Origin of the sequence: Pseudoalteromonas sp. OF5H-5 (genome assembly GCF_021530695.1) — a bacterium.
GTDB lineage: Bacteria > Pseudomonadota > Gammaproteobacteria > Enterobacterales > Alteromonadaceae > Pseudoalteromonas.
The window spans coordinates 22,357-48,719 of sequence record NZ_JAKGBF010000027.1; the positions used below are offsets into that span (position 1 = coordinate 22,357).

Here is a 26,363-nt window from a genome sequence, read left to right on the forward strand (position 1 = left end):
AATGATAAAGGCAAAGTGGTTATATTCAGAGCTTCCGATACCTATTGGCCTGCTCGCAAAAAAAATGAAGGAAAATCAATATAGTGAAAACTTGGGGAATGGCTACTTGCTATCAGCTTCTACTTCTACCAAATTAGTTGGTAAGTATATTGAAAGAATTATCCAAAAGACTGTTATTGAAGATCCTTTTGGCGGTACCGCAGAAGTTGAATCAATTAGTTACTATACTTGTCACTTCAATTGGCATTCCGATTCTAACTATTTAGTAATCTTAGATCCTCCGCGCTCCCTCAGAAAATTTATCAATAAACTTCATGAGATTACAGGTCTCGGTTTGGTTATATCGGAGTTAAATATATCCCTAGAAAAATGGCTTACTCTTATTGAAGAAAGTGCCACAGATGTCAAATTACTGCAGATATCTTCATATGGCATTAGAACATCGCAAAACTCAACAGCAAAGGTGTCTGTTACGGGAACTAAAGATGTTAAAGAGGCATTTTCTAGTTTGGTAAGAGATAAGCGCTATTTAGTAGATAGCATTAAGTTTGAAGCATGTTTTGATAGTTTAGTTGTTTCTGGAGAAATTACGAAAACCGGAGTTTGCAGATTGAAAACATCAAACAGTACCTTCACTCTTGATATACTTAGAGAATCTCTAGAAAAATCATATTGTGATCATGGCTAATATTGAGGAATTATTATGGGGTGTGCCCCTTGATGATTAACCCTTTCAGCGGTGGTGCTATAGCGCTATAAATTTGGGCTCGCACGTATTTATAGTAATGCTGCTGCCAGCCTCTGATAAACCAATCAATCTAACAAGCAATTTTTCGGCTTCGCTCCGGCTCAATCGTGACAATTACGCTCTAGAATGTAGATCTTAGTAAAGATACTTTCTCGAAGCATATCGTACAAGCCAAGAAAAATGCTATCGACTTTTCAAGTTTTTATAAATTGTTAAAACAAATAGTATTAGTCCAAAAAACTATAAAATGTTATGTTTTTTGAGTGCCTTTTGATTATTTTGTTGTGGGTATTCTAGGGTTGTCACTCTTTTATGACTGGTGAGAGGACAACCATTACTGAGCCCATAAGCAAATACCAATTAACAATCTAATTTCCACCACTTCAAAAATCGGCAAATCTCCAGGCATTTCTTCTTATGGCTTTGTAATAAGTCTGATAGTGTCCATAAAAACCAAACGACGAATGCCACAGAAAAAACTACTATATATATAAGTTGGGAAGATACAAGCTTTTCCTGCTTTAGGTACTCTACTGTTAAGCTTGCCAAGCTAGTGAAAAATATTAATAAAATTGGGGCGTTGAATATTCCGTTAGTTTCTAATTTTTCTTTACGTACCCCCTCCCACTCGATGAGCTTTTCTACAGATGTTGGAGTAAAAGTGTTTCTTTTAGTAAGTTCTTCAGCAAAAAGGATATATCTTAAATATCTCGTCCTCAAGAAGAAAGGATGAGACTTTAGATTATGGGTAACATAATGATTCTTGTATTCATTCTGAATTCTAAGCTCTAACCAAACGTAGAGAATAATAGCTGCTAAAGCGACCGAAAATAGCGATAAATTAGAGTCTCTCCCTAAGAAAAAAGCGCCCACAGAGACTGCAAGGTACATGAAAAATGCAAGAAAGTATGGCCATGTCTTGCTTATCGGTTTGTGTCTATACAGAGATTTTACAATTCTTGAACGGTGTGTTTTCTTATAAATGTCGTATAACTCACCCCATTTGTTTAAGTTTGTCATCTTCCCTATCGCGATTTGAACATTTCTATGTATTTGATTTTTGCATATTTCTTATCCAGCACAAAGAAAAAAATATGCTTAAAAAGTACCTGATAAACCGCGTCACTACTCCCTTTTCAAGGGGGTAGTGACGCGGTGGTAAACTCCGCGCTAAACAAAGTAGAACAAAGAGGGGAAATTATTTGTTGAGCTTATGTGCGCGTTATGACACTCTAAAAATGATTCCAAAAATAGCGAGACATCGGTCATCGCGTCATCAAACAAAGCCTTTGGCTTTGTCATACCAGTGAGATCTACTCACAACTAAAAACCAAGCTTTCGGGCTTTTTAACTCACAAATTAGTTCATCTGATTTAGGCACTTTTATGCCTTGATTTGGCTATTTGTACCTGCGTTTTGCAGAGAATTAAGCGATCCCTAACGAACCCAAATAGGAGAAATGTTATGACCTAACTGACCTGTGCTGAGCACATTTTTATTTGCGTTTTATCATGCACGCCCACTACGGGAAGCATCTAAAGCGAGGCTAATTTGGCCATTTTGAACTGTTGTGCCCTTATCCGTATTTATACGGAAATTGTACGCTCCAACGTGCAATTGGCATTTAAAACTTACCATTTGGATATTGGTTCAAATAGTTAGTTGGGTTGGTAACGTGTAATCGAATTTATAAACACGGTGAGTGAACAAGTATTGAGTAATTTAAAATATCAGCTTCAAGGGCTTATGCTCAGAAACCAAGACGGCAGTTTTGGAGTTAAGGCTGAGCGTAAAAAAGTACTGGTCCAGATATCTGCTCAGCTTAAACAGGGCGGATATCGCTTGCAATCAGTACAATCACTCAAGCCCAAACACGTAAACTATCTTGTTGAGCGCTGGCAGGGAGAAGGGCTATCTGCTGGCACCATTAAAAACCGGCTTAGTCATGTAAGATGGTGGGCGGAAAAAATCGGTAAAGCCTCGATGCTGCCAAAGTCCAACAATGGTGCAAACCAAGCAATCACACTGGATTTGGAAAAGCGAACCTACACACCTACCGAGTCAAAAGCAAAAGAGCTAGAACAAAATAAGCTTGAGAAAGTCAGCGACCCACTTGTTAAGCTCTCACTTCGGCTTCAGCGAGAGTTTGGCTTACGTAGAGAAGAAGCCATTAAATTTCGACCTAATTATGCCATTCGAGGCGAACAGTTAGTGCTAAAACCCAGCTGGACAAAGGGCGGTCGTCCCAGAGTCATTCCTATCAGAACAGAATCTCAGCGACATCTACTTCAACAAGTGCGAAAGCAAGTCGGTGGAGGCGCGCTGATCCGCCCCGACCGAAACTATATTCAACAACTCAAAGCGTATGAACGGCAAACAAGCCAAGCAGGGCTAGATAAAAACCACGGGCTTAGGCACATGTATGCCCAACAGCGTTACTTAGAACTAACTGGTTGGCGCTCTCCAATTGCCGGTGGGCCAACAAGCAAACAGCTCACACCAGAACAAAAACAAATTGATAGGCAAGCACGATTACAAGTTTCGAATGAACTCGGCCACGGCCGAGAGCAGATCACAGTCATATATTTAGGTCGATGATGGGAGCAATTAGATGGCAGAAAAAATAAAGTACCGCGATGTGAACGGTATATTTATTCCTGACGCTGAATGGGCACAATTTTTAAATGATGTGAGTACTATTAAACAGCGCTCAACAGAATTGGAAAAAGTAAATGGTGAGCAACAGTACAAGTTAAAAAAGCTGGCAAGGATCATTCAACGCAAGGATAGACAGCTGGCTAAATTCAATCATGGAGGAAGCCATGTTTGAAGGGACACTTGATTTCAAAAATGAAGCTACACAGTTGCTAGTTCAAGGAATATGTGAGCTTAGCGCTTATGATGGTATTGACTCCGCGGTTCAAGAACTTGGAATTAGCAGGCAGGCTGGTGTGTTTATTACCGAATTGACAGTATGTGAGCTGCATGAGTTTTGCCTTAAGCTGTCGAGTCAAAAAGCAGTTGAGCTAAAAGTTAACTTTAATACTGCTACGAAGTTGGCTGAGTTAGTTGCGGAACTAAATTTATCTCAATTACAAAAGCTTAATGTATCGACTCAATTATACGTAAAGAGTTTGGGCGCAAGGTTCGAACATGATCAACTTTTAGCGAGTAAGTTTTTAGGTTTGTTGAGTGGTGCAATGGAACATGCAGAGCAAGCTCCAAGCAATTACTTTATGTTTCCGGTACCGTCTGAGTTAATAGTTGTAATGCAACGGTTACAAGCCGTTCATCTCAATTTGTACATGAGATTGTTAATTCAAAAAAACGTGGTTGGACTTGAAGTGGATAGTGCTAAGATCGATAGAGTGGTTGCGTCAATGAAGATTCAATTACAAAAGACTCGGCCAATTAGAGAGCTTATCGCAGCCGGAGCTGATTTAAGCTTTGTTCGCAAATATACTGGAGTAAAACATGTTAGCAGTAAGCTCTATACTCAATGCCGAATGCTGTATGGAGCCCATTGGCAAATCGAGTCCATCACTGCAAAAGATTGTGAAACTGTGTATGAGCAATTCAAGTCAATGGTGCAATCAAGAGCTCCTGTGGTAAAGATATACCTAGGCTTGCATCACACATTTGGTTATCGAATTGAAACCTTATACCAGTTTATTCAAAAGACATTGGTTTCAGAGTTTGAACATGATGATTATCAATTAAATTTAGAGGTAAGCAAACTACTCAATGACTAATAGACCTGCTGAGTCTGTAAACCAGTAAACGTAATAACGAGGCATCGGCCATCGTGGATCAGAGCAAAAAAGAAGAATTTAGTTGAGGCGTGGATTGGCTGCGGCTCGATGTTTTTGATTTACGGAATACGGAGCTTTGTATGAAAACATTTCTTAAAAATACCCTTATCATTTCAGTTGCAGTTCTGGCGCTTCAAGCCTTGTTGTTAGGCCTTGTTATCAGTAATCCTAGTGCGATAGTGAACGGAGCTGATAGTTTCCTTGCTGGCTTAGTGGCCATGAATAAATCTACTGTAACTATTGGTTCTATCACTGATATTCTGGTCATCGTTGCCTCATTAGTGCTGACTTTTCGCTTTGAAAAAGGCTTAGCTTGGTTAGTGAGATCCAAGCGTCTATCACAAGCACACGCAGACTATCTACAAACTAAGAAAGTGCGTGTTCTGGTTGCATTGTTAGCCGTTCCAATTTTGACGGTGATCGCATGACATTCACAAGCCTAAGCGACCTGTATTTTTTTGCTACAGGGGTATATGCCCTCAACACTATAACTGATATTGCTATCAGCACTAAACTGATAGTTGCACCTGTGATTGTGTTCATTGTAACCCAATTAATAAAAGCGTTTGAAGGTGATGAAGAAGCGAAGGTGGCCATACTTAACAAGCTGGAAATTGGCATCTATATGCAAATGTTTGTGTTTCTAGTTGCCTTTTATCCGATGGTGCCGCTTAAGGTAGATAGCTTTCAGCTATACAGCAAGCAGTGCGAAGGTTACAAGCAGCCAGAAATTAACAACGGCTTCTTTAAAGAAAACGGCCCCGCAAAGGATTTGGGGGTCTTGCTATCGAATAATGAGTTAAGAATTCCTCTTATTATTGGGCTGGCTAGAGCTTACGGAACTGGCTTTTCTATTGAAGCGGTGGACAGTTTACCTTGCGGTTTTAATTTAACAGGGGCTAGAAACACTTTGTTGAATAGTCGTATTGCTGATACAGCGCTACGTATCGAAACAAAGGAATTTATAAAACAGTGTTATCAACCGGCACTCAATAGAGCGTTACGCCAAGGCGATAAGAATATGCCGTGGATAGATGATCCTCGTACAGATGCTCAACCGTGGCCAGGACATAACTCATTTATGAATAACGCTTACTACGGAAACATAGGAAATGGCTTCTATTCTCAAGTCTTGTTACCTGGTTGGCAAGGAGCGCGAACCAATAAGAATATCCCTAAATGGTCTGAGAGCCAGCAAGCGGAAAGTAACGGGGAAATTGATTCCAACGGTGGCCAGTGTATTCACCAAGTGGGCGGTTTCCCCTCGTGTCGTGAATGGTGGCAAGGTATCGGAGCAGGTTATGGCGGTATCAGCGTTAGCAGTAACGATATGAGCCTCCGTAAGCGTCTATGGGATAGTATGCCTGAGGATGATAAGAGCAGTATATGGGCGCTCTTGCAGGTATCTTACCATGACGTTTCTGATACCTGGTATGAAGATAAGCTAATGGAAAAGGCCTATTTCAGCAAGGTGGCCATGCACCGTATTCAAGGCGCAGAAACAAGAGACTATGGACTGCAAAGTGAAGGTTTCTGGGGGACTGCTGGCAATTGGTTTAACCGACTAATGGGTACTGCCGGTAATATAGTTTCTACTGTTCCTGATTATGCCGAAGCTAGTTTAGTTCAATCAGCCGCGCCTATGATTAAAGGCGCTGCAATACTGATTCTATTGGCGGCCTTTCCTTTGGTTCTCATGGTAAGCCAGTATAGTATAAAAATGGCTACGACCGTTGGGGCGCTATTTGTTTCGATACAGTTCTGGCCATTCTTCTGGGAGCTTACAATTGTTTTTCAAAAGGCGTTTATTCAGACGGTTGCTAATAGCTCGAGCGTTCCCGTTGTTGATGTGTTAACGCAGCCTAACGTTATGATGAACAGCCAGCGTATAACAGATATGATGTTTATTGCGTTCCCTTTCATCCTGACCTCGTTATTAACCTATGCTGGTTTGGGCTTGGGTGGCGCTATTGGAAGCTTTCAGGGCATGAGTAAAGGAGCTGGCTCTGCCGGTCGAAGTGGTGGTGATGCTGCTAGAAAGGTTGGTGGTAAAGTTGCCCGAAAAGCGGCGAGCAAAGGTGCTGGGTAGTACATATTCAAAGGTGATTTTTTATGAGGATTATCAGGTTTAATTTCTTTGCAGCAATTAGACCTGACATTAGCTGATTCTTAGCTGTAGTAGCTAAGATGAATAAGTCTTAACCTAATCTGCCAGGTTTGATTGTGAGGGCTTAATCAAAACTGATAGTCACATGAGTGCCCATAGCAGACCTTCAAGCCTAACACGTTTCTGCCCCGAAGTGAGTTAACGTGAATGCTCTAAAGGTCTGTTTTGAGCGAAGCACGGCCGTTGGTAAAGAGTAAAATTGTATGGTTTTTATTCAAATCGCCTGATTTTGTCCTATACATTGTTACTCACCGTTTTGGGGGAAAGTGACAAACTGAAATTTTCCGCTGTGATATATGCCTGTTTACAGTGGCAATTATTGGTGGAATTATAAAGGTATGTAATATGACCCGCTTTGGTGTGTTATAAATTACCAAAGAGGGACAGAATAAGCTTTTATATCACATCGTGGCTGAGAATATTATGAAGATAAAAGAAGCAGAAATAAGAGAGAACATAGCAGAATATATAAAAACCCTGGATCCTAACTTAAAAGTTGTGGCGCAGGAGCATTACATAAAAATGCCAAATGGTCGAACTGCTTATGTTGATATATTAGCGAAAGATCAGTTTGGTTGTTTTACTCTAATTGAATTGAAAAAAAGTGACCAAACGGCTAGGTCTGCTATTCAACAGTTAATGAAGTATGCAAACATGCTTAAAAACAAGAATAGACTAGAAGAAAGTCAAATCCGATGTGTAGTAATCTCAACCGTTTGGCGAGAACTTGAAGAGGCTTTTGATGAGTACTCACGGGTTTCTCAATATGAATTTAAAGGCTATAGTGTTGTATATAAGCCTAATGAAGAACCTATATTTCAACAAATTGTCCCTAAATATAATAGTGGTGATCTAAGCCCTTTAAAAAATTTTATATTCTTTGAGTTCAGTGAACATAATGAACGTGATAAGGCATATGCTGATTTTACGTCAACATTGGAATTATTACCTTCTTGCAATAGTGTTTTAATAAAAATGGACTACAAAGGTGACGATAATAACATTATCCACCCATATGGATTTTCATGGTCTATGTTTACAACTGATACTGATAGGTTATATAACGAAATTTCCTCATTGCCAGTAAGGGAGCTAAATGATAATCACCTTAATATTGAAGGTATATTGAACCTATGGCAGTTGGATGGAGCTGAGTATGAATTAAGAAGTAAAATTTTGCTCGAACAAGTTAGATTGAATTATGGTGTTGGTGAATATACAGGTCTTGCGTTACACAGTTTAAATAATACCTTAAGTACATGGAACCATGGTGAGCCTTTAGGGGTTGGAGACATGTTTTCAGATGCTTTATTTGATAGTGATGATATGCTATCGATGGCGTGTGGTTTTTCAGGTGATCATCCTTACGGGTTTAACATTAAGACTATGCCATGTAGAGAGTATCAATTTAATATGGTTAGGAAAAAGCTAAATAAATTTTTATCTGCCAACTATCGATGGTGTAGCCAAGTTGACTATATATTAAATACGTTGCGAACAAAGGATGTTGCGCATATTAATGTATATAATCCTTTGAATTTTTTTGGCTTAATGTATGACCTTAAAAAACACTCATCTTCTCAAAGGGTTCCATATCTTATCATTACAATCGACCGCGAAAATGGTGATAAGGAAGTTTACCAAGGTTTATTGGCTTGGACAAATAAAGACCGAAAACCTGATAGCGCTAAAGAGGCTGTAATTACAGCCTATGATAGCATCGACAGCTTAAAAGCTCGAATGATATATCAAGAGCTAAATGAATTTGATGAGAAATTATCTGAATTATACGGTTTAACGTATGAAGTGGTGACAGAAAAAAATAACACTTTATTTAGCATTCAGAATGATGAAAATTCAGGTTACATGCAAATTATTGACTCTATTAGTACTTTAAATGACTTTGTTAGGTGCAATGACAACCTTATTGAAGAGGTTGATTATTTACTCAATAAAGAACCTAGTTCAAATGTGGAAATTACATTTTAGGTCATGTGATATAAGAAACTGTTTGTGAGTGATTCGCAACGCGTGGTATTTTTACTATGCGTTGCGTTTGGTGATTAAGGTGGTCTGTGGCGGCATCAGTATTGCGTTGCTCACACCTATACAGAGCGTTACCGAGCGTCAGCTTTCATATAGTGATAATTGTTGATATTTAGGTAACCGAACTAATCAATGGGGTCAGAGTTGTTGATTTTAATAATACTATTTAACGGCTGCTTCTGGCACAAAGCCATCCTCAGCCCGTAATTCACTTCTGTCCAAAAATGAGTTTGGACGACTATCTGTCAAATGAACCTTCTGAAAGCTTATTATGCGGAGTTATTGCTGCATCTTAGAATGACTGTGTTTCGTTAATCACTATTTAAAATTGCTCTCTTTTCGCAACCACTGACCACCTCTTTCTAGAGCATTATCCCCCTCTAGGTCATTAATAACCTCGCATTGTTCATTCAGACGGTAAGAGTTAGAAAAGTCATCGATATCGTTATAACAATGCCCAGAGGTAGCTTTGTTACTCTCTTCCATAGTTTCCAAAATTGCTTCACCAATCATTTTCGCAAGAGATATGAATTTCAATCTATCATTCCTATACTTAACTGGGTTACGACTAAAGAAGACCACATTTACTTTGTTGAATCAAGACAAAAGCCCTTTTAGGCTCTTTTAATGAGCTAAAAATCTAGGAACTCAAACACTAAACTTCGTAGTAAGTTTTATGGAGAAAGAAATGTTAAAAATAGGTAACTTAGACTTATATGTTGGAACGAAGGAAGAATACACTGCTGCAAAGTCAAAAGGAATGAAAATCGTGTGTGCATTAAATCGAGCTGGCGGATTTGTCACTCACCAATCTGTAGTAGGCTGGACAGGAAGAGGTTGTGATAAAAACCATCCACATTACTTATTTAAAGAAACAGAAGAAGCAATTTATTTAAATATGATTGATGGTGAAGACCCAAAATATGTTAACGATGCGATGATAGAACCAGCACTCAACTTTATAAAAAATAACTTAGATCAAGGGTACTCTGTGTTCATATACTGTAGCTTAGGTGAATCTCGAAGCCCTTCAATAGCTCTGATGTATATGCTTGAAAATAATATGATAAATAAAGAAAATGCTGTTGAAGAGTTTAAGAAACAATATTACCCAGCTTACTCTCCAAAGTTTGGTAATTTGGGTTACATCCAAAGGCGGTGGTTATAAATATAGACTCCATCGCAGTGCTTATTAATGAGCTGTTTTCTTCTTAAATAGCTCATGAACTGACTTTCAAATACTACAAATCGCCGCTCTAATTTCATTTCAGCTATTGCAAACCAAAAACTCATAAAGTAGAGTAAAAAACGCTGAAATATTGGGAAATCAGCAGAAATAAGCAAAAGCGAAATTCTGATTATCGCGAATAAGGTTAGTCCCAAGCTGATTCACGGCTAGTTGTTAGTCGTGGTTACTTATTCGTTGGAGGATTTTGTGAGCACATTCCTATCTAAAACTGAAGTTGCTGAGTTAACTGGCCGTAAGCAGCGCCAGAAGCAAATTGAGCAACTGACCTCAATGCATATTACTTTCACCCTTGATGCCTTTGGCTGGCCTAAAGTTTTGCGTAAAACGATTGAAACAGAGCTGGGCGCTGGTGATAGCTGTCAAATTAAGCGTGGCGGGGCTACGCTTAGTGGTGACGAGCTGTACACGGGGTAAGCGGTCATGGGAAGAAAACGTTCTGCAGAAAATGCAAACCTGCCCAAGGGCATGATCTTTAATAAAAAAGGGAATACCTATTACTTAAGGGCAAGTGGTCAGAAAGATATTCGCCTTGGTAAAACGCTGAGTGAAGCTTTTCGCAATTACTACGCTTACGCATCAATTAATTTTGAATGTCAAACGATGCATGATTTGATTGACCGCTATCTCAAAGAGATTTCACCCACGAAGGCAGAATCGACACACAAGAGTAATATTAGTGCGTCAAAGCATTTAATAAAGCGTTTTGGTCATATGAACCCAAGAGTGCTTAGAGCCAGGCATGCCTATCAATATCTCGATCTTAGGAGTCGAGAGGGGGCACCGGTAAGAGGCAATCGTGAGTTTGCGTTACTGAGCACCATTATGTCTCATGCTGTGCGTTGGGGCGTAATTGACGACACACCATTTCATGGAATTATACGTAACCCAGAACAGCCAAGAGATCGGCTAGTCACAGATGATGAATTGGCAGTGTTTGTTAAGTATTGCCCTCGATGGCTGCAATTATATGTGGCGCTAAAGCTGGCAACCGGCTTAAGGCAAACCGATATGCTTAAACTTAGCAGCAAAGACTGGGATGACGAAAAAGGACTCAAAGTTCAAGCATCAAAAACAGGTAGCCGGTTGCAGTTTGAAGCGGTGGATCACCTTAGCTTTATCATCAGCGAGCTTAAACAAATTAATGGTTACCGCACCACTAGAAAGCACAGAACGCCGTTATTACATTGGTATTTCTTTGCATCAAGCGCTAATGCACGAAAGGAACAAGCCCTGACGCCTGACGGTTTTAGAACTGCATGGAACAAAGCGATGCGTGCAGCAATCGAAAGTGGTGAGTTACAACCAGAGCAGCGCTTTCAGGATCGTGACTTACGAGCTAAAACAGCAAGTGAGTGTGAGACGATTACTCAGGCATTTGAGTTACTGGGCCACTCAAGTGTGGCAACAACAAAGCGTGTCTATCGGCGAGGTTACTCACAAGTAACGCCGGTCACGCCTAAGTCGCCAGATGATAAGAAAAAAACAAAGCATTGAAAAGTAGTCATAAAAAAGGCATTATTTTTATATTAAGAATTGTATGTTTAGCTAAAATTTCTAAGTTATTAAAAACAAAGTAATTTTAGCTAAATTAACCATAAATATTAAACTAGACGAAAGTTATAGGAAATATTTTGTGGGTTTGTGTAGTAAAAACAGTATGTTAGATGCACAAGCGTTAAGGGTTGAAAATCCTCGTGTCGGTGGTTCGATTCCGCCTCTGGGCACCATACTTTAAAAAGCCTCGCAATCGCGAGGCTTTTTGCTTTCTGGCATTTGTAAATCTTAGCTTAGTGCGGGTTTTACCCACACTAAGCCATAAATCTTATTAGCCTATCATTCAATTCCCATGCAGCTGGCGTAAAAGCTGGTGGTGGCAGGCCAGTCACTAAATACAGCAACTACGCCAACTTGTTTTGCCAATATGTCCAACACCCTAAGTATATCGCCATCATGCTTAACTGCGTTTTTTACAGATTGATAATACCAACCGCCGCCGTTCGTTAAAGGGCCTGAGCGCTCTAAAGACCAAGCAACTATCTTTAATCCTGCACGTTTAGCGGCTAGGGCGTACTGCGACGGAATGATATCGCCGTTTTTATCTTCGCTAATTAACATCCAAATTGGTGGGGCGATAATTTTTACCTTATTTTTGGCTAAGTCTTCCATTGACGGTTGCCAAGTACTTGGTTTGTTAATATCAAAATGTTCGCCAGCTTCTCTACCATCAAGAAATACGGCATGGTTTGCAAACTCTGGTGCATGCTTTATCCAGTACAGAATATCTTGGTAAGAAAAGGATTGTGGAAAAACTTGAGATGGGGGGACATTGTGATCAGTATATTCGTCTAACATTTTTTGTGCGAGCTGGTTTTGGCTTAACCCATTAAATGGCATTGGCACTTCTGGTGTTTTTAACTCAGGAGTCATATTTACACCAAGTTGCTTAAATAAAGCAATGCTTTCACTGTGGGTCATTAAGGTTCCAGAACTGGCATAAAGATCTGTACGCCAATTGGGAGTGCCTTTGACAAACTCTGATACTGTGGTTGCTTGAGTATTCACACCATCCATTTTTCCTTTTAGTTGCTTGAATTCTGCTAAGGTAATGTCTGAGGTGCAGCATTGAGCAGACGCAAGTTTACCAGAGTCTGGATCCGCTGGTGTGAAGGGTTGTCTACACTTGCTAGCAAGCTTAGGTTGTAACAAGATATCGGTTGTCGCATGAAGGCCACATTGTGCATGGCGGCAAACGAGAGTCTTGTCTTTCGTAAAAGTAACATCACATTCGAGCGTGCCAGCTCCCATTTTTGCGGCGGCAATGTATGATTCTTTGGTGTGCTCAGGGTAGAAAAGTGGTGCACCGCGATGTCCAATGGAAAAACGTGTGCGCTTGATTGGTTTATCTAAACAGCTTGCAAGCTTTTCCTTAAGCTCACCATCTGGAAGTTGCGAGACTAAAAATTGAGGCCGTGTACCGACATCAAACTGCTTTGTTGCCTGGCATCCCGTTAGCGTAACCACCAACCATATCATCCATATTATTTGGCGCATACCTGCCTCATTCTAACAAAGCGTAAAAGGCGTAAGTAAATCATGGAATTTTTACAGTCCGATGTCATACCTCAATTTGTTTAACGATATTGCTGACGATAGTTCTCTACCCACAACTTAGTGGCGCCACATACGGCAACGGGCATCACGATGAGGTTAACAAATGGGATTGAGGTCAGTACAAACACCGCAAAGCCAAAGCCATAAGACAGCCCTTGTTTACTTTTCAAATCATCTTTCATTTGCTTGAAATGAATTTTATGGTTATCAAACGGATAATCATTATATTGCACGCTGTACATCCAACACGTAAACATAATCCATAAAATTTGCCCAACGATAGGCAGCATCCAAAGTAAGATGAAAAAGCCGAGTGCACGTGGAAGGTAGTAGCAGAGTTTGGTCCATTCTCGACCCAACATTCGCGGCACATCTTTTATGGTATCAATTAACTTATCATCATTGATATGTTGGTTGGTCAGGTAAAGTTCTACTTTTTCGGAGAGTAAGCCATTGAAAGGCGCAGCAATAAAGTTGGTTATCACCGTGAAAATCATACTATAACTGAAAAGTATCACTAAGATAGCAATTGGCCACATTAGCCATTCCAGCCAACTGAGCCAATCTGGTAACAATCCGTTGAGATAAGTAAATCCTTGAGTCAGCCAGTCATAAAGAAAAAAGAGTGATGCACCAAATAGCAGTACATTGATTGTTAAAGGAATAAATACAAAACGTTTTAATCCTTTTTGGGTGATTAAAGAAAAACCGGCAATAAAGTACTCGATACCGCGTGATAGTTGCACTGTACACCTCGTGTTGTAATACCAATTAGTCTTAATACTGGCTCAATTTGAAGGAGCAAATCTGACGCTAACTGCGTTAAAAATTTCTCATTTAGAACAACTAAATAGTAAAGTTTTCGCCTGGTTATCGACAAGGTTTTCTCGCCCCAAAATAGCTCACTTAATTAAGCAAATTGGTATGATTTAATTCTTTTGATTTAAGGCACATACCAAAAATGTTGGCGTTAGTATAACGCTAAACAGCGGGCTACAAATAGGAGATTAGTAACAATTCATCTCAGCCCACATAGTGCCTGAGTGTGCGTATGAAAATTAACCTCAGTATATTTAGAAGCTTAGTAAATAGATTAGAAATAATACTTGTAAACGCAAGAAACTGCCCATACACTCAAAGTAAGGCAGTAGAAGTGAGAATACTATGCGGTTAATTCGTTGGATGATTACATTTTGTATGTTGAGTCTGTTGACAGTGTCAACGGCCGATGCTGCTAAATGTGATACCACGCTTTCAATCGCGCCTATCGTTGTTGACCTAGACAATTCGAACTCCAGCCCTGATTTAGATGATTGCGTTGTATCAACAACCCATCGTTTCGTGGTTGCTAGTAGCTTTATCATAGCGCAATCGCAACCCACCTATTCTTATTCAAACTCAGTATGTGAGTCTATTAGAGCACCACCTGTCGCAAATTAATTTAGTCCTTTTCCGTGCTTAATTAATTTTAAAGATAGAGGTGATCTATGAACACTTACACAGTATTGAAAACTCAACCTGTTGCAAATTATGAACTTGCTGAAAATAACTTCCCAGCTTGTAACACTGACAACCTAGAGCAAGCGCCAGCACATTGCCTAATGCACAATCTACATTTGGCACCTATGCAGCATATTGATGAAAACAGTAGCATAGATGAAGCTACGTTAGTGCTGGACAAAACGCACCGCAGAGCAAGCTTTGTCGTTGATAGCAAAGAAAAGCTTGTTGGTATGATCTCTAATGCAAGAATTGGCAGTCGCTACGTGTTGAGTATTGCAGAAAGACGCGGTTGTACAAGACGTGATTTAAACGTCAATGATGTCATGATCCCACTATCAGATCTTCGTCAAATCACCTTAAAACAAACTAGCCAAACTGTGGTTGGCAATGTGCTTAAAACAATGGAAGAAGGTGGCTTCGAGTTTTTACTTGTTATTGATGAAGTGACTCAGCATCCAGTCGGTTATTTTGACCTAATCGATATGATGAAAGCCTGTGGACGTGCAGTAAACTCAATGAAACCAGCAAATAAATTCAGTGATATTGTTGGTACGATTTTGCACCACGCAGAAATTTAAAAGAATCCCTATAGTTAATGTAAATTAAAGTTAGCAAGGCGTCGTAAGGCGCCTTTTTTGTGCCTCAAGTTTGCTCCTGTGCAGCAGAGGCTAGGTGCTATTTTTACTTTGCGCCAGCAAACCCAAGTTGTCGCCAAGACTCATAGACAAAAACGGAAACAGCATTAGATAGGTTCATACTGCGACTATCGGGGCGCATTGGAATGCGGACTCGCTGAGGCTCAGGCAGTGAAAAAATAATGTCTTCTGGCAAACCTCGAGTTTCAGGGCCAAACAATAGGCAGTCACCTGCTTCATAGGCTACTTCATGATGGTATTTGCTACCTTTTGTCGTGCAAGCAAATACTCGCTTTGGATTTCGTTTGGCTAAGTATGCTTCAAAGTTAGGGTGGCGCTCTACTTCGCTAAATTCATGATAATCAAGGCCTGCACGTCTTACCCGTTTATCATCCCATTCAAATCCTAGCGGCTCTATCAGGTGTAGTGAATATCCTGTATTAGCACACAAACGAATAATATTGCCTGTATTAGGCGGGATCTCGGGTTGGTATAAAACGATATCTAACATGATAGGCCTCAATTAAATTTTGCCCGGCAGTATAGCTGATACTTGTCGACATTTATATGTGCTGCGCTTGATCGAGCGAAATCCATTACCCAGTTTTTAAAGTACGACTGTTGATAAAAACTATACAACCGTAATCTGTTTTTCATTTCAAAGCATTACCCTGTAATATAGTAGCATCGCGATGCCGTGGCATTTTGCGAGTGGTTTGACGACTAATCATTTCAGTTAGCCAAACGTCAGATTAAATAATATGAAGAAATGAGGTGCCAGTGGATCGCAGCTATGAGTTTTGGGTTAGGTTTTCAAGTGTCTTTACCATCATAATGGTGGGATTGATGATCGCAGCTAAGTGTTGGGCTTGGCTGTCTTCAGGTAGTGCCGCTATGCTCGGTTCTTTAACTGATTCACTGCTTGATATTAGCGCCTCTTTAATGAATTTCTTTGTACTGAGCTACGCACTGCGTCCTGCGGACGATGATCATCGATTTGGTCATGGAAAGGCAGAAGCATTAGCTGGGCTTGGACAAGCGGCCTTTATCGCGGGCTCTGCGAGTTTATTGGCTTTTCATGGCGTAGAGCGCATTATCAATCCAACCCAAATTCCACATTCGTTGTTTGGTGTGTGGGTGAGTTTATTTGCGATAGTTTGTACTTTGTTGGTGGTTGCGGTGCAGTATCAAGTCGTTAAACGCACGCAGTCCATCGCCATTAAGGCCGACTCGTTGCATTATAAGGGCGATATTTTATTAAACCTTGCGGTGCTCCTAGCGGTATTGCTTAACTTTTACGGCGTAGGTTACGCCGATCCGATTTTTGGTATTTTGGTGGCGGTGTATTTACTTTACAACAGTTGGGATATTGCCAAGGAAAGTGCTGCACACTTAATGGATAAAGAGCTGCCAGATGAAGAAAAAGCACAGATCATACTTATCGCGTCGAGTCATGAGGACGTTTATGGAGTACATGATTTGCGTACCAGGCAAGGTGGCAAAATCAAGTTTATTCAACTGCATCTAGAGCTTGATGACGATATGCCGCTGATGCGAGCGCATCAGGTTGCGGATGAGGTGGTTGCTAGCATTAAAGAAGAGTTTGATTGTGAGATGGACGTGCTTATCCATCAAGACCCAGTTTCTTTAGCACTAAGTAGCTCGTCTGTAAACGCATAAAAATCATTTAACACGGCTTTGCGGGTATTATCTTGCTCGCAAAGTAGTTCATGTTTCCCGATAAACTCTGTAACTGTCACATTATCCCTGTGCGCGGCAAATTGACTTTGCGCCTGATTATCAACAATGCTGTCTTCACTGGCTGTCGCGATACGGATTGGCAGATCTAGCTTAATATCTTGAAACGAGCGGCATTTATGTAGAGCCGTGTATAACCAAGCAAAGCTAACACCACCGAGTTGTAGCTCGGGAAATTGATCGTACAAACCTCTAAATAGCGCATATCTAATTGGACAATCAGTAAGGTCATTATCTTGAAAAGGTTTGTTGTGGTAGTGCACCTGTCCCAACGCATAATGCTTACCTAGCCCAAATAAACAAGCTGCGCCCGCAAGTCCCTCGGCAAACCAAGTCGGGTAGGGAGTCGTATTGATCCCAAGCATCGGGGCTGATAAATAGACTCCCTCTATGTTATGAGGCGCAAATAATGTTAAATAATCGCAGGTAATGGCACCGCCCATTGAATGTGCCAATATAAAAAGTGGCAAGGTGTTCTGCTTGGCAACGATTTGATCCATAAAGCAGTGCAGCGTTGCAGCATAATCTTCAAAGCGTCTAACATAGCCGATTTGCTTATCTTTAAGTAATCGCGGCGAGTAGCCTTGTCCTGGATGGTCATAGGTAAATACCGCTATGTTGTTTTGCGCAAACTCCCACAGCAATTCTCTGTATTTATGAGCAGACTCAATACGGCCATTAACCAACACCAGGCTGAACGTTGCCCTTTCTGGAATGTGGTAGGCGTAAAATAGCCTACCATGAGGGGTATCAAAGAAGCCTTTTTGGCAGCCTTGCCAGTGCTCATCAATTTCCGGAAGGTGTGATTCAAGTTGCTGACTTTGGCTATAAAACATGGCTACCTGTGTAATGGAATTCGAATGCTGACTTGCAAACCAACGTTATTACTAAATTCGATATGGGCATCATGTACTTTTAACGCGTGCTGCGCAATGGCAAGACCCAGCCCAAACCCACCCATTTGATTTTTGCTTGGCGTACGTGCGCTCGACACTCTGAAAAATGGAATGCAAAGCTTGTCGAGCATGTCTTCACTTACGCCTTTACCATCATCACTGATAGTGCATAGCAACTGATTACCGTCACTCTCAATATCGACATTAATAAGGCTAGTCGCATACTTAATTGCGTTACGAATAATGTTTTCGAATGCGCGGTTAAGTAGCATTGGGTCGCCATAAAGTGTTGCCTCGGGTAGTGCTGTGACGACAAGGTCCTTCCCTAATTGTTGTGCCTCAAACAGTGCATCTTCCAATATCGGGTCGAGCAGCTCATTGAACTTAATTATCTGCTTATCGATTGGCACTTGATCCGCTTCGAGCTTAGATAAATGCAAAATATCGCTGAGCATATTTTCAACTAACTGAGCTTCACGTTCAATGCGCTCGATATAACTTTGGCTTTGCGCTGTGGCATGGCCTGCAGCGAGGCCTGTGGCCATTTGTAAGCGGGTGAGCGGTGAGCGTAGTTCATGGGATATATCAGCAAGCAAGCGTTTTTGATTGTTAACTAAAGACTCTAATTTATCAGCCATTAAGTTAAAATCATGACCCAGTTGACCGAGCTCGTCTTGGCGCTTGGTATTTATATCGGCTCTGCTCGACAATTCTCCACGGGAAAGTTTTGCAGCGGCTTTTTGTAGCTCTTTAATTGGCGACAATAGATCTCGAGTAAACCAAAAACACAGTAATAAGCTTGCGCCTAGCACGACCGCGATTTTTACCCAAAGCGGTAGGGTTCTTAATTTGATGAGTGCACTTGGGGTATGGTTTTCAAAAATTAAATAAAGACGATAACTTTCACCTTGAAGTGTAAGTTCTAGGGGGCCAAAAGCCTTGTACTCTGGGGTAAAAATAGCGACCGGTTTGGCATCTTCGGTAAAGCTGAGTAAATCTAAATTCAGCGTTTTTATATTGGGATCGGCGGCAACGCTTTTTTCGGCATCGCGGTGGCTCAAGTAGATATTTCGAGCCTTTCTTTTACGCAGTTTGGCAACCTTATTCAACTCAAAGTTGGGGCGCTCGCTTGCGCGTATTAACGCTTGTTCTAATTGTTTTAGATTTTGCAGCATGGGTTTTGAGATGCGGTGAGTTTCTACAACATCAGGTTGTAGCATGCTGATCCCAAGCAACAACAACATAGTGGCAATGATAGTGAGCCAAAACCAGGCAAAAACCTTAACAAGTAAGTACCGCTTCATTCATTACGCCTTTAGGAAAATATAGCCAGCGCCGCGGATCGTTTTGATATAAGTGTGTTCACTTAATGCGGCAATTTTCTTGCGAACGTTAGAGACATGCATATCGATAGAGCGATCATAAGGCACGAGTGGCCGGCCTAATACTTGTCGTGAAATTGTCTGCTTGTCGACCACTTCTCCTGCAGTTCTGACCAGCAAGTGTAGTACCTCGTATTCGGTGCCCGTCAGCGACAGCACCTCGCCATTAACAGTAGCGCTTCTCGAAGCAACATCTAAACGCAGCTGGTGGATAGTAAAGGTATCATCCGGACTGTGTTGTTTATAATGATCGACGCGACGGGTAATAGCTTTAACGCGTGCGAGTAGTTCGCGGTGGTTAAACGGTTTTGGAATATAATCGTCAGCACCTAGCTCCAAACCAAAGATGCGGTCAAAGTCATCGCCTTTTGCCGTTAGCATAATAACAGGTGTCATCTTCTGGACACGTAACGCCTTTAGTACTTCAAAACCATCCATTTCGGGAAGCATTACGTCTAACAATATCAGGTCGAAATTTTGCTTTAATGCCAGCTGTAGACCTTCTGTTCCTGTGTGGGCCATCGCCACTTCAAAGCCTTCTGCAGTAAAGTATTCTTTTAACAGGCTGCAAAGTTCTTGGTCATCATCAATAAGTAAAATGGAATGTTTCATTGTCATACTTAGTCCAGCATTGTTGATTGGCGTTGGCCTGAATAGTTCGGCTCTAGCATATTACACCTTACTTCAACGCCTTATGTAAATTGCCTTTGCTTTTTTTTGCAAAGCACTGACAAAACTTTACCTCTGTCTGACGTTCCTTTTCTTTGTGCTTGCTAAATTTGGAAGTGACAAAGCAATGGCGAACAAGGAGCCAATACCATGAAATTACTATCTACTTTAGCATTAGTTACAGCACTTGGTGTATCGACTTTTAGCTTCACTGCAAACGCGGGACCTATGGGCGGGCAGCTTGAGCACTCAGCAAGGTTGCTACTATCTGATAAAGGCCAGAAATTATTAGAGCTAACAGAAGCGCAGCAAGACCAACTAAAGACGATTTATGCGGATTACAAAACTGCAAAAAAAGCGTTAAAAGAAAGCGGGAAAGAAGCACATTCAACTTATCGTGAAGAAATGAAAGCACTCATGGCAGCCCCAGCCTTTGATAAGGTTCAAGCGCAACTTTTACTGGAAAAAGGCCAAGATAAAAAGCAAGCGTGGGCGCTACTTTCAATGGAAACTCGTCACAAAGTATTCCATGTATTGAATGAAGAGCAGCGCGATAAGCTCCAAGCACTTAAGTCACGTCGTAGCCACAAAGGCCATAAAAAAGCAAATTAAGTCTTTCTAACTTAGTCCTTACCTTCCCAGTAAGGACCTTATCATTTTCAAGCCTTTGTCACCTTCCTATAAAAATGAGAGCTTGTATTCCAGATTGATGTAGAGAACTGACCCCTTGGATCAGTGTATAAAATATTACAACGGTTTGTACTGGTTTAAGTTACATGTTGATAACATGTTTGCGTTGTGATATTTTTCGATTAAGAGTACATCTAGCAAGTCTGCGGACAACTCTTTGAAATAGTGTCGAATTGAAAAATTCTTAATTTACGCGCACAAACTTTCCAATAACTTTTGCTTTCTTCTGAGTAACTAAGGGTATTCTTTGTTGTTGGCTGTTTGTTACTAGGTATCACTGAGGGAGACATGCAGACACCTGAAGAATACGAGGTGACACTTAGGATCCGAGAACTGCTAAAAGAACTCAAAAAGCGTAAAGGCTATACTAAAAAAACCATTAGCCAGAAGCTCGGAATAGGTCTCACCACACTAGACGACTATCTTAACGGAACAAGCTCATTTCGCTTAGGTACCTTAATTAAATTGTCGGAAATTTGTCGGATCCAATTAAGTGATATTTTGGAAGGAGCAGGGCATATTGCTAAAACTTACCAAAATGAAGTGAGAAGTTCAGAGTCAAAGACGGAAGAAGAGCAAGTAGAACAAGGTGACTAGTGATTTTACTGTGCTTGGTTTTTGCTTTTCTAAGCAAGTAGTTATGAGTGAGTAAAGGCCGAGATACTCGGCCTATAGATTTATTCTTTAAAAAAGTTTTCGTTGTTTTTTGCCAGCATCGCTTCTATATCTTCAATCAAACTTTCCGCATCTTGAGGCGTAAGTTCACCACTTTTCATCGGTGTAGAAATCGTATTTGATTCGTCAGACCAATCACCTAAATCAATTAATTGACAGCGTTTTGAGCAGAACGGACGAAATGGACTTTTATCCGACCATTCAACAGCCTGTTGGCAGGTTGGACACTTTACTGTGGTTGTCATAATACACTTACTTTTTACTTCGTGATTGTGTAAGTCTAATCGCATTTTATCGCTTTGTGAACTGAACGCATATCTACTCTGAACAGCTTGCATGCTAGGTGGGGATCCGTGATAGGATGGTAAAGCTAGGTAAAAGGAGAGGATGTATAAAAGGTGGAGAAGTTCGAAGCAACACTAGACAATTGTCATAAAGAGCCAATTCATATTCCAGGTTCAATTCAGCCGCATGGCTATTTATTGCTATTCGACACCAACACATTAACACTACGCTACTTTAGCGAAAATTTTGCCGAACTTGTAGGGCTTGAGCCTAGCGCTTTAGTCAATACTCATGCTGAAACGATTTTTGAGTCTCCTTTTTTTGAGTTGTTAGCCAGTAATGCTAACTCCTCTGAAATCCATCGTTTGAATCCGATGACGGCCACCATAAAAACCAAGGATGCAAAGTGGGTTGAACTTTCTGTAGTTGCAAGTCAAAACGAAGCTGGTCTCATTTTAGAGCTTGAGCAAAACACGGCGCAAGGCGTTGAAATCAATCATTCAATGCAACACCTTATGAAGCACTCACTGTCTAGTATGGTTGACTCTCAATCTTTACAAGCCTCGTTCGAGATGGCTGTGGAAGAAATTAGAGAGTTAACGCAATTTGACAGGGTGATGCTGTATAAATTTGATCACGAGTATAATGGTGAGGTGGTCGCAGAATCGAAGCGTAATGATCTTAATTCCTTTTTAAACCAACATTTTCCTGAGTCTGACATTCCAAAGCAAGCAAGAGCGCTATATTTAAGAAACCCTATTCGTTTGCTTGCTGATGTTGACAGTGAAAATTCACTGCTTTATCCGCAAGATAAGCCAATTGACTTAAGTGCCTGTATTTTACGTAGTGTTTCGCCAATTCACTGCCAATATTTACGCAATATGGGTGTTCAGGCAACCATGTCTATCAGCATTATCGTTGCTGGTAAGCTTTGGGGGCTGATTGCCTGCCACCACTACGAAAAGCACGTAGTGCCATTTAACATCCGTGAAGTCGCTCAGTATATGGGGCTGATGCTATCTTACTTAATTTCTCTTAAAATTTCGTCTTTAGAAGCAATGGCAGAAGCCAAAGCCCTGACATTGAGCTCGTCTGTTACTGAACGTATGGCAAAAGAGATCTTTTTTGTAGATGGCCTGCGCTATGAATCCGCGGCATTGCAAGAAATGATGAAATCCAGCGGTGTTGCGTGGCGTGTTGAAAGTGATTTGGAGTGCTACGGGCAAACTCCTGCAAAGGCGGATATTGAGAGTATCTACCGCTGGCTTGCGGAGCATCAACTTGGTGATGACTCCATTTTTTATTGTCATAGCTTAGGTGAACTTAACGAAACATTTAAAACATTTGCGAAAACGGCGAGTGGCGTGCTATTGATGCCACTTTCTGCGGATGCTAATCACTTTATTATGTGGTTTAGAAAGGAAGTTATTCAAACCAAAAACTGGGGAGGGAAGCCTGAAAAATCCATTGAGTTTTTGGATGATGGTAGCCACCGTTTAATGCCGCGTAGTTCGTTTAAGTTGTGGGTCGAGAATGTGAAGTGCAAATCTCACCCTTGGACGGAAGCTGAAGTAAGTTGTGCATTGAAGTTTCGTAATACGTTGGTTAATTATGTGTTGGCTAAATCAGAGCGATATAAAAAGCTCAATGCAATTCTAGAGCAAAAAGTTACTAAGCGTACCGAAGCGTTGGAAAATGAGATCACTTCGCGTCGTACTGCTGAGCAATTACTGACGATAGCACTTGAAAAAGCACATGAGTCGAATCAAGAGCTGGAGCGTTTTGCCTTTTTAGCATCCCATGATCTACAAGAGCCGCTTAGAAAAATCCAAATGTTCGGTGATCGGATCCAATGCTCTGCAGAGGGACTAAATGAAAGACATGCGTCCTACCTTAAGCGTATGATGGATTCTGCGGAGCGAATGCAAAAGTTGATCAAAGGGCTACTAAGTTTTTCACGGATTGACCGTAAAGGTGAGTCATTTAAATCATTTGATGGCGATAATGCGTTAGCTGAAACCTTACTGGATCTTGAGTTAGTGATTAAAGAGTCAAACGCTCAAGTGGATACCACAGGGCTTGGTGATGTTTTTGGAGACCGTAGGCAGTTGCAACGCGTGCTGCTAAACTTAATCAATAATGGGATTAAATTTAGTGCGCCAGAAAGAACGCCGCGGGTCTCGATTAGCAGCGAACGTAAAGCAAATGAACTGATCGTTGCCGTTAAGGATAACGGGATTGGTTTTGATCCTGAATTTAGTGAGCAGATCTTCAATCTTTTTGAAAGATTACATGGTCGTAGCGCATATGCCGGTACAGGACTTGGACTTGCTATTTGTAAAAAAATCGTCGAAAGACACCATGGTCGCATATGGGTCGAAACGGAAGTAGGGCAAGGCTCTACTTTCTATTTTAGCTTGCCGATTTCGGCGCAAGAGAGTTAACTTAGCTGTAGAACCATTGATGCGGTTCTGATATCAGCATACAAACTCGAGGTTAATGCGAGTTTAAGGAGAGTGTGTATGGTTCATCATCATGATTTAATTAAACAGCTTCACTCTGTAAACTATATCTTGGTTGCGGATGATGATTTCGACGACCAAGAATTAATCCGTGATGCATTTGAAGACAACGGCGTGATGGAGGCTAAGTTACAATTCGTAAGTGATGGCGTTGAGTTGATTGAGAAACTCAATAGCACTGAGCTATTACCCAGCCTTATTATTCTTGATTTAAATATGCCACGAAAAAGCGGTAAAGATGTATTGGCTGAGATGCGCGGGGCTGCAAACCTTAAGCATATTCCGGTTATTATGTTCAGTACATCGGATTCTGAGCTAGATATAAAACAGTGTTACTTGCTTGGGGCAAATTCTTATATGACCAAACCGTCTCAATATCATGAGCTGGTTGATTCAATGAAGTCCTTGCTGTCCTTTTGGCTTGGCACTGCAAAGCTCGTGATCGATTAGAAGTGAAGGGCCAGAATAACTAGCTGGCCCTTAAGCTGTTATAGCACTAAATAGCTTCGTTGGTATGCTTTTGCTTTAACAAGCGACTTGTCACTGTACCTGCGGTCATTGAGCCCGATACATTGAGTGCCGTTCTTGCCATATCAATTAGTGGCTCAATAGAAATAAGCAGCGCTGCAATTGTCACTGGTAGTCCCATCGCAGGCAGTACCACCAACGCCGCGAAAGTGGCACCACCTCCAACACCCGCAATACCAAACGAACTAATTGCAACCATAGCCACTAATGAGACAATAAAGTCGAGTGCGAACGGGTCAATTCCTACAGTCGGCGCAACCATTACAGCAAGCATTGCAGGATAAATGCCAGCGCAGCCATTTTGTCCGATTGTCGCACCAAACGATGCAGAAAGGTTTGCAATCGCAGGGGGAACATTAAGCTTGTGGATCTGCGCTTCAACATTCAATGGGATGGTTGCCGCGGAGCTTCTAGAGGTGAAAGCAAAAGTTAAAACAGGCCAAATTTTTTGGAAGAAATGCTTTGGGTTTTCACCAACCAAAGTAACTAGTAAGCCATGCACCACAAACATCAGTAAAATGGCAACGTAAGAGGCAATAATAAAACCGAGTAAGCTAATAATGTCAGCCATGCTTGATGTGGCGATCACTTTGGCCATCAAACCAGCTACACCATAAGGTGTAAGGGCGATGATCATACGTACTAATCTCAACACAACTGCCTGTGCGCCTTCAACTGCATTTTTTATTGGACTACTTAAATCTGATTCTTCCATGATGGCTCTACGAGCAGCAATACCAGTTAACACACCAAAAATCACCACTGCGATAATCGAGGTCGAGCGCTCGCCAGTCAAGTCAGCAAACGGATTGGTTGGTACAAAGCTAAGCAGCATTTGTGGAATGGTTAAATCGGCAACGGTTGTTGCACGTTCTTCAAGTACCGCTATTCTGGCCGTTTCGCGTGCACCTTCAACCAAGCCTTGTGCGCTTAAACCAAATGCTTGAGTGATAAAAATACCAATGAGCGCTGCAATGGCCGTGGTAAAAACTAAAATTGCGATGGTGACAAACGAGATCTTTCCAAGAGAGCCTTGATTATCTAATTTTACGACCGCGGCAATCATAGAAACTAAGACCAATGGCATAATCACCATTTTGAGAAGATTGACATAGCCGCTACCAACAATCGCAACCCAATCTAGTACGGTCTGTTTGGTGGTTAAATCACCTGAGAAAACAAATTGTAAGGCGAGTCCAAATAGGCTACCCGCAACTAAGCCTAGTAATACCGTTCGTGACAGGGTTTCGGAGCGCTGTTGAAAGCGATAAAGACCGAAAAGTATGGCAATAAAAACCGCAAACGCGGCGATAACAGCAAAAGACATCAGAATACCTTTCGAAATATATGAAAATAACGCGCTACTATAGAGGTTTTGTTGATTTGGCTAAAATATTCTTTGACTATGGAATAGAACAAAAGGTTATCAATAAAAATGAAAGTTTTTAATGGTTTTTCCTTTCATATAAAGATGTTTTGTAGTGAGTTGGTACTAACTCATAGTGATTAAAAACACTGAGATATGCGCTTAGCTTACAATAATCTTTCGTAGCAGCGAGTTTATCTCGCGACTCTTTTCTAGAGTTATCTCGCGACTCTTTTCTAGAGTTATCTCGCGACTCTTTTCTAGAGTTATCTCGCGACTCTTTTCTAGAGTTATCTCGCGACTCTTTTCTAGAGTTATCTC

27 protein-coding genes are annotated in these 26,363 nt (G+C 41.0%); 17 read left to right on the forward strand and 10 right to left on the reverse strand.

All coding sequences use genetic code 11. The annotated features are described in order from the left end of the window. Position 1 precedes the first annotated feature (1 nt). From L1271_RS23345 to L1271_RS23375, 7 genes are all read left to right on the forward strand, one after another. A complete protein-coding gene (locus L1271_RS23345) occupies positions 2-688 on the forward strand; it encodes a hypothetical protein (RefSeq protein WP_235368908.1) in 687 nt (228 codons plus the stop codon). 1,773 nt (positions 689-2,461) lie between these two features. Further along, on the forward strand, positions 2,462-3,346 hold the full coding sequence (locus L1271_RS23350; RefSeq protein WP_235368909.1) for a phage integrase N-terminal domain-containing protein: 885 nt from the start codon (positions 2,462-2,464) through the stop codon (positions 3,344-3,346). A 13-nt stretch (positions 3,347-3,359) separates the two neighbouring features. Beyond that, positions 3,360-3,578, forward strand: a complete 219-nt coding sequence (locus L1271_RS23355) for a hypothetical protein (RefSeq protein WP_235368910.1) — start codon at positions 3,360-3,362, stop codon at positions 3,576-3,578. Beyond that, entirely contained in the window at positions 3,571-4,500 is a 930-nt protein-coding gene (locus tag L1271_RS23360; protein WP_235368911.1) for a hypothetical protein, read from the forward strand. Before L1271_RS23355 ends, L1271_RS23360 begins: the two co-directional genes overlap by 8 nt. 140 nt (positions 4,501-4,640) lie before the next feature. Beyond that, positions 4,641-4,988, forward strand: coding sequence for a hypothetical protein (locus L1271_RS23365; protein WP_235368912.1), 348 nt, complete (start codon positions 4,641-4,643; stop codon positions 4,986-4,988). Beyond that, entirely contained in the window at positions 4,985-6,649 is a 1,665-nt protein-coding gene (locus L1271_RS23370; RefSeq protein WP_235368913.1) for a conjugal transfer protein TraG N-terminal domain-containing protein, read from the forward strand. Before L1271_RS23365 ends, L1271_RS23370 begins: the two co-directional genes overlap by 4 nt. A gap of 501 nt (positions 6,650-7,150) precedes the next feature. Next, positions 7,151-8,716 (forward strand): endonuclease NucS domain-containing protein, encoded by a 1,566-nt coding sequence (locus tag L1271_RS23375; protein WP_235368914.1) that lies wholly within the window; start codon positions 7,151-7,153, stop codon positions 8,714-8,716. Positions 8,717-9,091: 375 nt separating this feature from the next. Here L1271_RS23375 and L1271_RS23385 read toward each other — a convergent pair whose 3' ends face one another. Then, on the reverse strand, positions 9,092-9,310 hold the full coding sequence (locus L1271_RS23385; protein WP_235368915.1) for a hypothetical protein: 219 nt from the start codon (positions 9,308-9,310) through the stop codon (positions 9,092-9,094). A 151-nt stretch (positions 9,311-9,461) separates the two neighbouring features. Between L1271_RS23385 and L1271_RS23390 the strand changes: the two genes are divergently transcribed. The 3 genes from L1271_RS23390 (at position 9,462) to L1271_RS23400 (ending at position 11,516) form a co-directional block, all read left to right on the forward strand. Beyond that, positions 9,462-9,941, forward strand: a complete 480-nt coding sequence (locus tag L1271_RS23390) for a dual specificity protein phosphatase family protein (RefSeq protein WP_235368916.1) — start codon at positions 9,462-9,464, stop codon at positions 9,939-9,941. Positions 9,942-10,208: 267 nt separating this feature from the next. Next, complete coding sequence (locus tag L1271_RS23395; RefSeq protein WP_235368917.1) at positions 10,209-10,436, forward strand: DUF4224 domain-containing protein; 228 nt, start codon at positions 10,209-10,211, stop codon at positions 10,434-10,436. Between the two features lie 6 nt (positions 10,437-10,442). Beyond that, positions 10,443-11,516, forward strand: a complete 1,074-nt coding sequence (locus L1271_RS23400; protein WP_235368918.1) for a tyrosine-type recombinase/integrase — start codon at positions 10,443-10,445, stop codon at positions 11,514-11,516. 339 nt (positions 11,517-11,855) lie between these two features. Here the strand turns inward: L1271_RS23400 and L1271_RS23405 are convergent, their stop codons facing one another. Beyond that, positions 11,856-13,055, reverse strand: coding sequence for a glycerophosphodiester phosphodiesterase family protein (locus L1271_RS23405; protein ID WP_442960389.1), 1,200 nt, complete (start codon positions 13,053-13,055; stop codon positions 11,856-11,858). Positions 13,056-13,153: 98 nt separating this feature from the next. Continuing rightward, positions 13,154-13,879, reverse strand: coding sequence for a sulfate transporter CysZ (gene cysZ / locus L1271_RS23410; RefSeq protein WP_010606045.1), 726 nt, complete (start codon positions 13,877-13,879; stop codon positions 13,154-13,156). A 418-nt stretch (positions 13,880-14,297) separates the two neighbouring features. On the opposite strand from cysZ, the gene L1271_RS23415 reads away from it, so the two are divergent. Both L1271_RS23415 and L1271_RS23420 read left to right on the forward strand, forming a co-directional pair. Beyond that, positions 14,298-14,573: a hypothetical protein gene (locus L1271_RS23415; protein WP_010606046.1), complete on the forward strand. Its 276-nt coding sequence runs from the start codon at positions 14,298-14,300 to the stop codon at positions 14,571-14,573. Positions 14,574-14,620: 47 nt separating this feature from the next. Further along, positions 14,621-15,214: a CBS domain-containing protein gene (locus L1271_RS23420; RefSeq protein WP_010606047.1), complete on the forward strand. Its 594-nt coding sequence runs from the start codon at positions 14,621-14,623 to the stop codon at positions 15,212-15,214. 103 nt (positions 15,215-15,317) lie between these two features. On the opposite strand, the gene trmL is transcribed toward L1271_RS23420, so the two are convergent. Continuing rightward, positions 15,318-15,782 carry a tRNA (uridine(34)/cytosine(34)/5-carboxymethylaminomethyluridine(34)-2'-O)-methyltransferase TrmL gene (trmL, locus tag L1271_RS23425; protein ID WP_010606048.1) on the reverse strand — a complete coding sequence of 155 codons (465 nt, stop codon included), beginning with the start codon at positions 15,780-15,782 and terminating at the stop codon, positions 15,318-15,320. A 323-nt stretch (positions 15,783-16,105) separates the two neighbouring features. Here trmL and L1271_RS23430 point away from each other — a divergent pair, with 323 nt between their 5' ends. Then, positions 16,106-16,951 carry a cation diffusion facilitator family transporter gene (locus L1271_RS23430; RefSeq protein WP_081489965.1) on the forward strand — a complete coding sequence of 282 codons (846 nt, stop codon included), beginning with the start codon at positions 16,106-16,108 and terminating at the stop codon, positions 16,949-16,951. On the opposite strand, the gene L1271_RS23435 is transcribed toward L1271_RS23430, so the two are convergent. The 3 genes from L1271_RS23435 to L1271_RS23445 are packed head-to-tail and all read right to left on the reverse strand — an operon-like array spanning position 16,903 to position 19,919. Beyond that, positions 16,903-17,865, reverse strand: a complete 963-nt coding sequence (locus L1271_RS23435) for an alpha/beta fold hydrolase (RefSeq protein ID WP_235368920.1) — start codon at positions 17,863-17,865, stop codon at positions 16,903-16,905. The genes L1271_RS23430 and L1271_RS23435 overlap by 49 nt on opposite strands. A gap of 2 nt (positions 17,866-17,867) precedes the next feature. Continuing rightward, the gene (locus L1271_RS23440) at positions 17,868-19,229 is read right to left on the reverse strand and encodes an ATP-binding protein (protein ID WP_102057399.1); all 1,362 of its coding nucleotides are present in this window, start codon (positions 19,227-19,229) and stop codon (positions 17,868-17,870) included. A gap of 3 nt (positions 19,230-19,232) precedes the next feature. Further along, complete coding sequence (locus L1271_RS23445) at positions 19,233-19,919, reverse strand: response regulator (RefSeq protein WP_102057398.1); 687 nt, start codon at positions 19,917-19,919, stop codon at positions 19,233-19,235. A 207-nt stretch (positions 19,920-20,126) separates the two neighbouring features. On the opposite strand from L1271_RS23445, the gene L1271_RS23450 reads away from it, so the two are divergent. Both L1271_RS23450 and L1271_RS23455 read left to right on the forward strand, forming a co-directional pair. Continuing rightward, complete coding sequence (locus tag L1271_RS23450; protein ID WP_102057397.1) at positions 20,127-20,588, forward strand: Spy/CpxP family protein refolding chaperone; 462 nt, start codon at positions 20,127-20,129, stop codon at positions 20,586-20,588. A 366-nt stretch (positions 20,589-20,954) separates the two neighbouring features. Next, positions 20,955-21,263: a helix-turn-helix domain-containing protein gene (locus L1271_RS23455; RefSeq protein ID WP_010606054.1), complete on the forward strand. Its 309-nt coding sequence runs from the start codon at positions 20,955-20,957 to the stop codon at positions 21,261-21,263. Between the two features lie 80 nt (positions 21,264-21,343). Here the strand turns inward: L1271_RS23455 and yacG are convergent, their stop codons facing one another. Beyond that, positions 21,344-21,586, reverse strand: a complete 243-nt coding sequence (gene yacG / locus L1271_RS23460; protein ID WP_029215840.1) for a DNA gyrase inhibitor YacG — start codon at positions 21,584-21,586, stop codon at positions 21,344-21,346. Positions 21,587-21,739: 153 nt separating this feature from the next. Between yacG and L1271_RS24905 the strand changes: the two genes are divergently transcribed. Both L1271_RS24905 and L1271_RS23470 read left to right on the forward strand, forming a co-directional pair. Further along, a complete protein-coding gene (locus L1271_RS24905; protein ID WP_206472197.1) occupies positions 21,740-24,070 on the forward strand; it encodes an ATP-binding protein in 2,331 nt (776 codons plus the stop codon). 78 nt (positions 24,071-24,148) lie between these two features. After that, complete coding sequence (locus L1271_RS23470; RefSeq protein ID WP_010372351.1) at positions 24,149-24,598, forward strand: response regulator; 450 nt, start codon at positions 24,149-24,151, stop codon at positions 24,596-24,598. 46 nt (positions 24,599-24,644) lie between these two features. Here the strand turns inward: L1271_RS23470 and L1271_RS23475 are convergent, their stop codons facing one another. Both L1271_RS23475 and L1271_RS23480 read right to left on the reverse strand, forming a co-directional pair. Then, positions 24,645-26,003, reverse strand: coding sequence for an L-cystine transporter (locus tag L1271_RS23475; protein WP_102057395.1), 1,359 nt, complete (start codon positions 26,001-26,003; stop codon positions 24,645-24,647). Positions 26,004-26,121: 118 nt separating this feature from the next. Next, on the reverse strand, positions 26,122-26,363 hold a 242-nt coding region (locus L1271_RS23480), incomplete at its 5' end, for a hypothetical protein (protein WP_235368921.1).

Bases quoted from the DNA above. Each gene is read 5' to 3' on its own strand.
- L1271_RS23345 (WP_235368908.1), top strand. From the start codon at position 2: ATGATAAAGGCAAAGTGGTTATATTCAGAGCTTCCGATACCTATTGGC.
- L1271_RS23355 (WP_235368910.1), top strand. From the start codon at position 3,360: ATGGCAGAAAAAATAAAGTACCGCGATGTGAACGGTATATTTATTCCT.
- L1271_RS23360 (WP_235368911.1), top strand. From the start codon at position 3,571: ATGTTTGAAGGGACACTTGATTTCAAAAATGAAGCTACACAGTTGCTA.
- L1271_RS23365 (WP_235368912.1), top strand. From the start codon at position 4,641: ATGAAAACATTTCTTAAAAATACCCTTATCATTTCAGTTGCAGTTCTG.
- L1271_RS23370 (WP_235368913.1), top strand. From the start codon at position 4,985: ATGACATTCACAAGCCTAAGCGACCTGTATTTTTTTGCTACAGGGGTA.
- L1271_RS23375 (WP_235368914.1), top strand. From the start codon at position 7,151: ATGAAGATAAAAGAAGCAGAAATAAGAGAGAACATAGCAGAATATATA.
- L1271_RS23390 (WP_235368916.1), top strand. From the start codon at position 9,462: ATGTTAAAAATAGGTAACTTAGACTTATATGTTGGAACGAAGGAAGAA.
- L1271_RS23400 (WP_235368918.1), top strand. From the start codon at position 10,443: ATGGGAAGAAAACGTTCTGCAGAAAATGCAAACCTGCCCAAGGGCATG.
- L1271_RS23405 (WP_442960389.1), bottom strand. From the start codon at position 13,055: ATGATATGGTTGGTGGTTACGCTAACGGGATGCCAGGCAACAAAGCAG.
- L1271_RS23415 (WP_010606046.1), top strand. From the start codon at position 14,298: ATGCGGTTAATTCGTTGGATGATTACATTTTGTATGTTGAGTCTGTTG.
- L1271_RS23420 (WP_010606047.1), top strand. From the start codon at position 14,621: ATGAACACTTACACAGTATTGAAAACTCAACCTGTTGCAAATTATGAA.
- trmL (WP_010606048.1), bottom strand. From the start codon at position 15,782: ATGTTAGATATCGTTTTATACCAACCCGAGATCCCGCCTAATACAGGC.
- L1271_RS23430 (WP_081489965.1), top strand. From the start codon at position 16,106: ATGGTGGGATTGATGATCGCAGCTAAGTGTTGGGCTTGGCTGTCTTCA.
- L1271_RS23435 (WP_235368920.1), bottom strand. From the start codon at position 17,865: ATGTTTTATAGCCAAAGTCAGCAACTTGAATCACACCTTCCGGAAATT.
- L1271_RS23440 (WP_102057399.1), bottom strand. From the start codon at position 19,229: ATGAAGCGGTACTTACTTGTTAAGGTTTTTGCCTGGTTTTGGCTCACT.
- L1271_RS23445 (WP_102057398.1), bottom strand. From the start codon at position 19,919: ATGAAACATTCCATTTTACTTATTGATGATGACCAAGAACTTTGCAGC.
- L1271_RS23450 (WP_102057397.1), top strand. From the start codon at position 20,127: ATGAAATTACTATCTACTTTAGCATTAGTTACAGCACTTGGTGTATCG.
- L1271_RS23455 (WP_010606054.1), top strand. From the start codon at position 20,955: ATGCAGACACCTGAAGAATACGAGGTGACACTTAGGATCCGAGAACTG.
- yacG (WP_029215840.1), bottom strand. From the start codon at position 21,586: ATGACAACCACAGTAAAGTGTCCAACCTGCCAACAGGCTGTTGAATGG.
- L1271_RS23470 (WP_010372351.1), top strand. From the start codon at position 24,149: ATGGTTCATCATCATGATTTAATTAAACAGCTTCACTCTGTAAACTAT.
- L1271_RS23475 (WP_102057395.1), bottom strand. From the start codon at position 26,003: ATGTCTTTTGCTGTTATCGCCGCGTTTGCGGTTTTTATTGCCATACTT.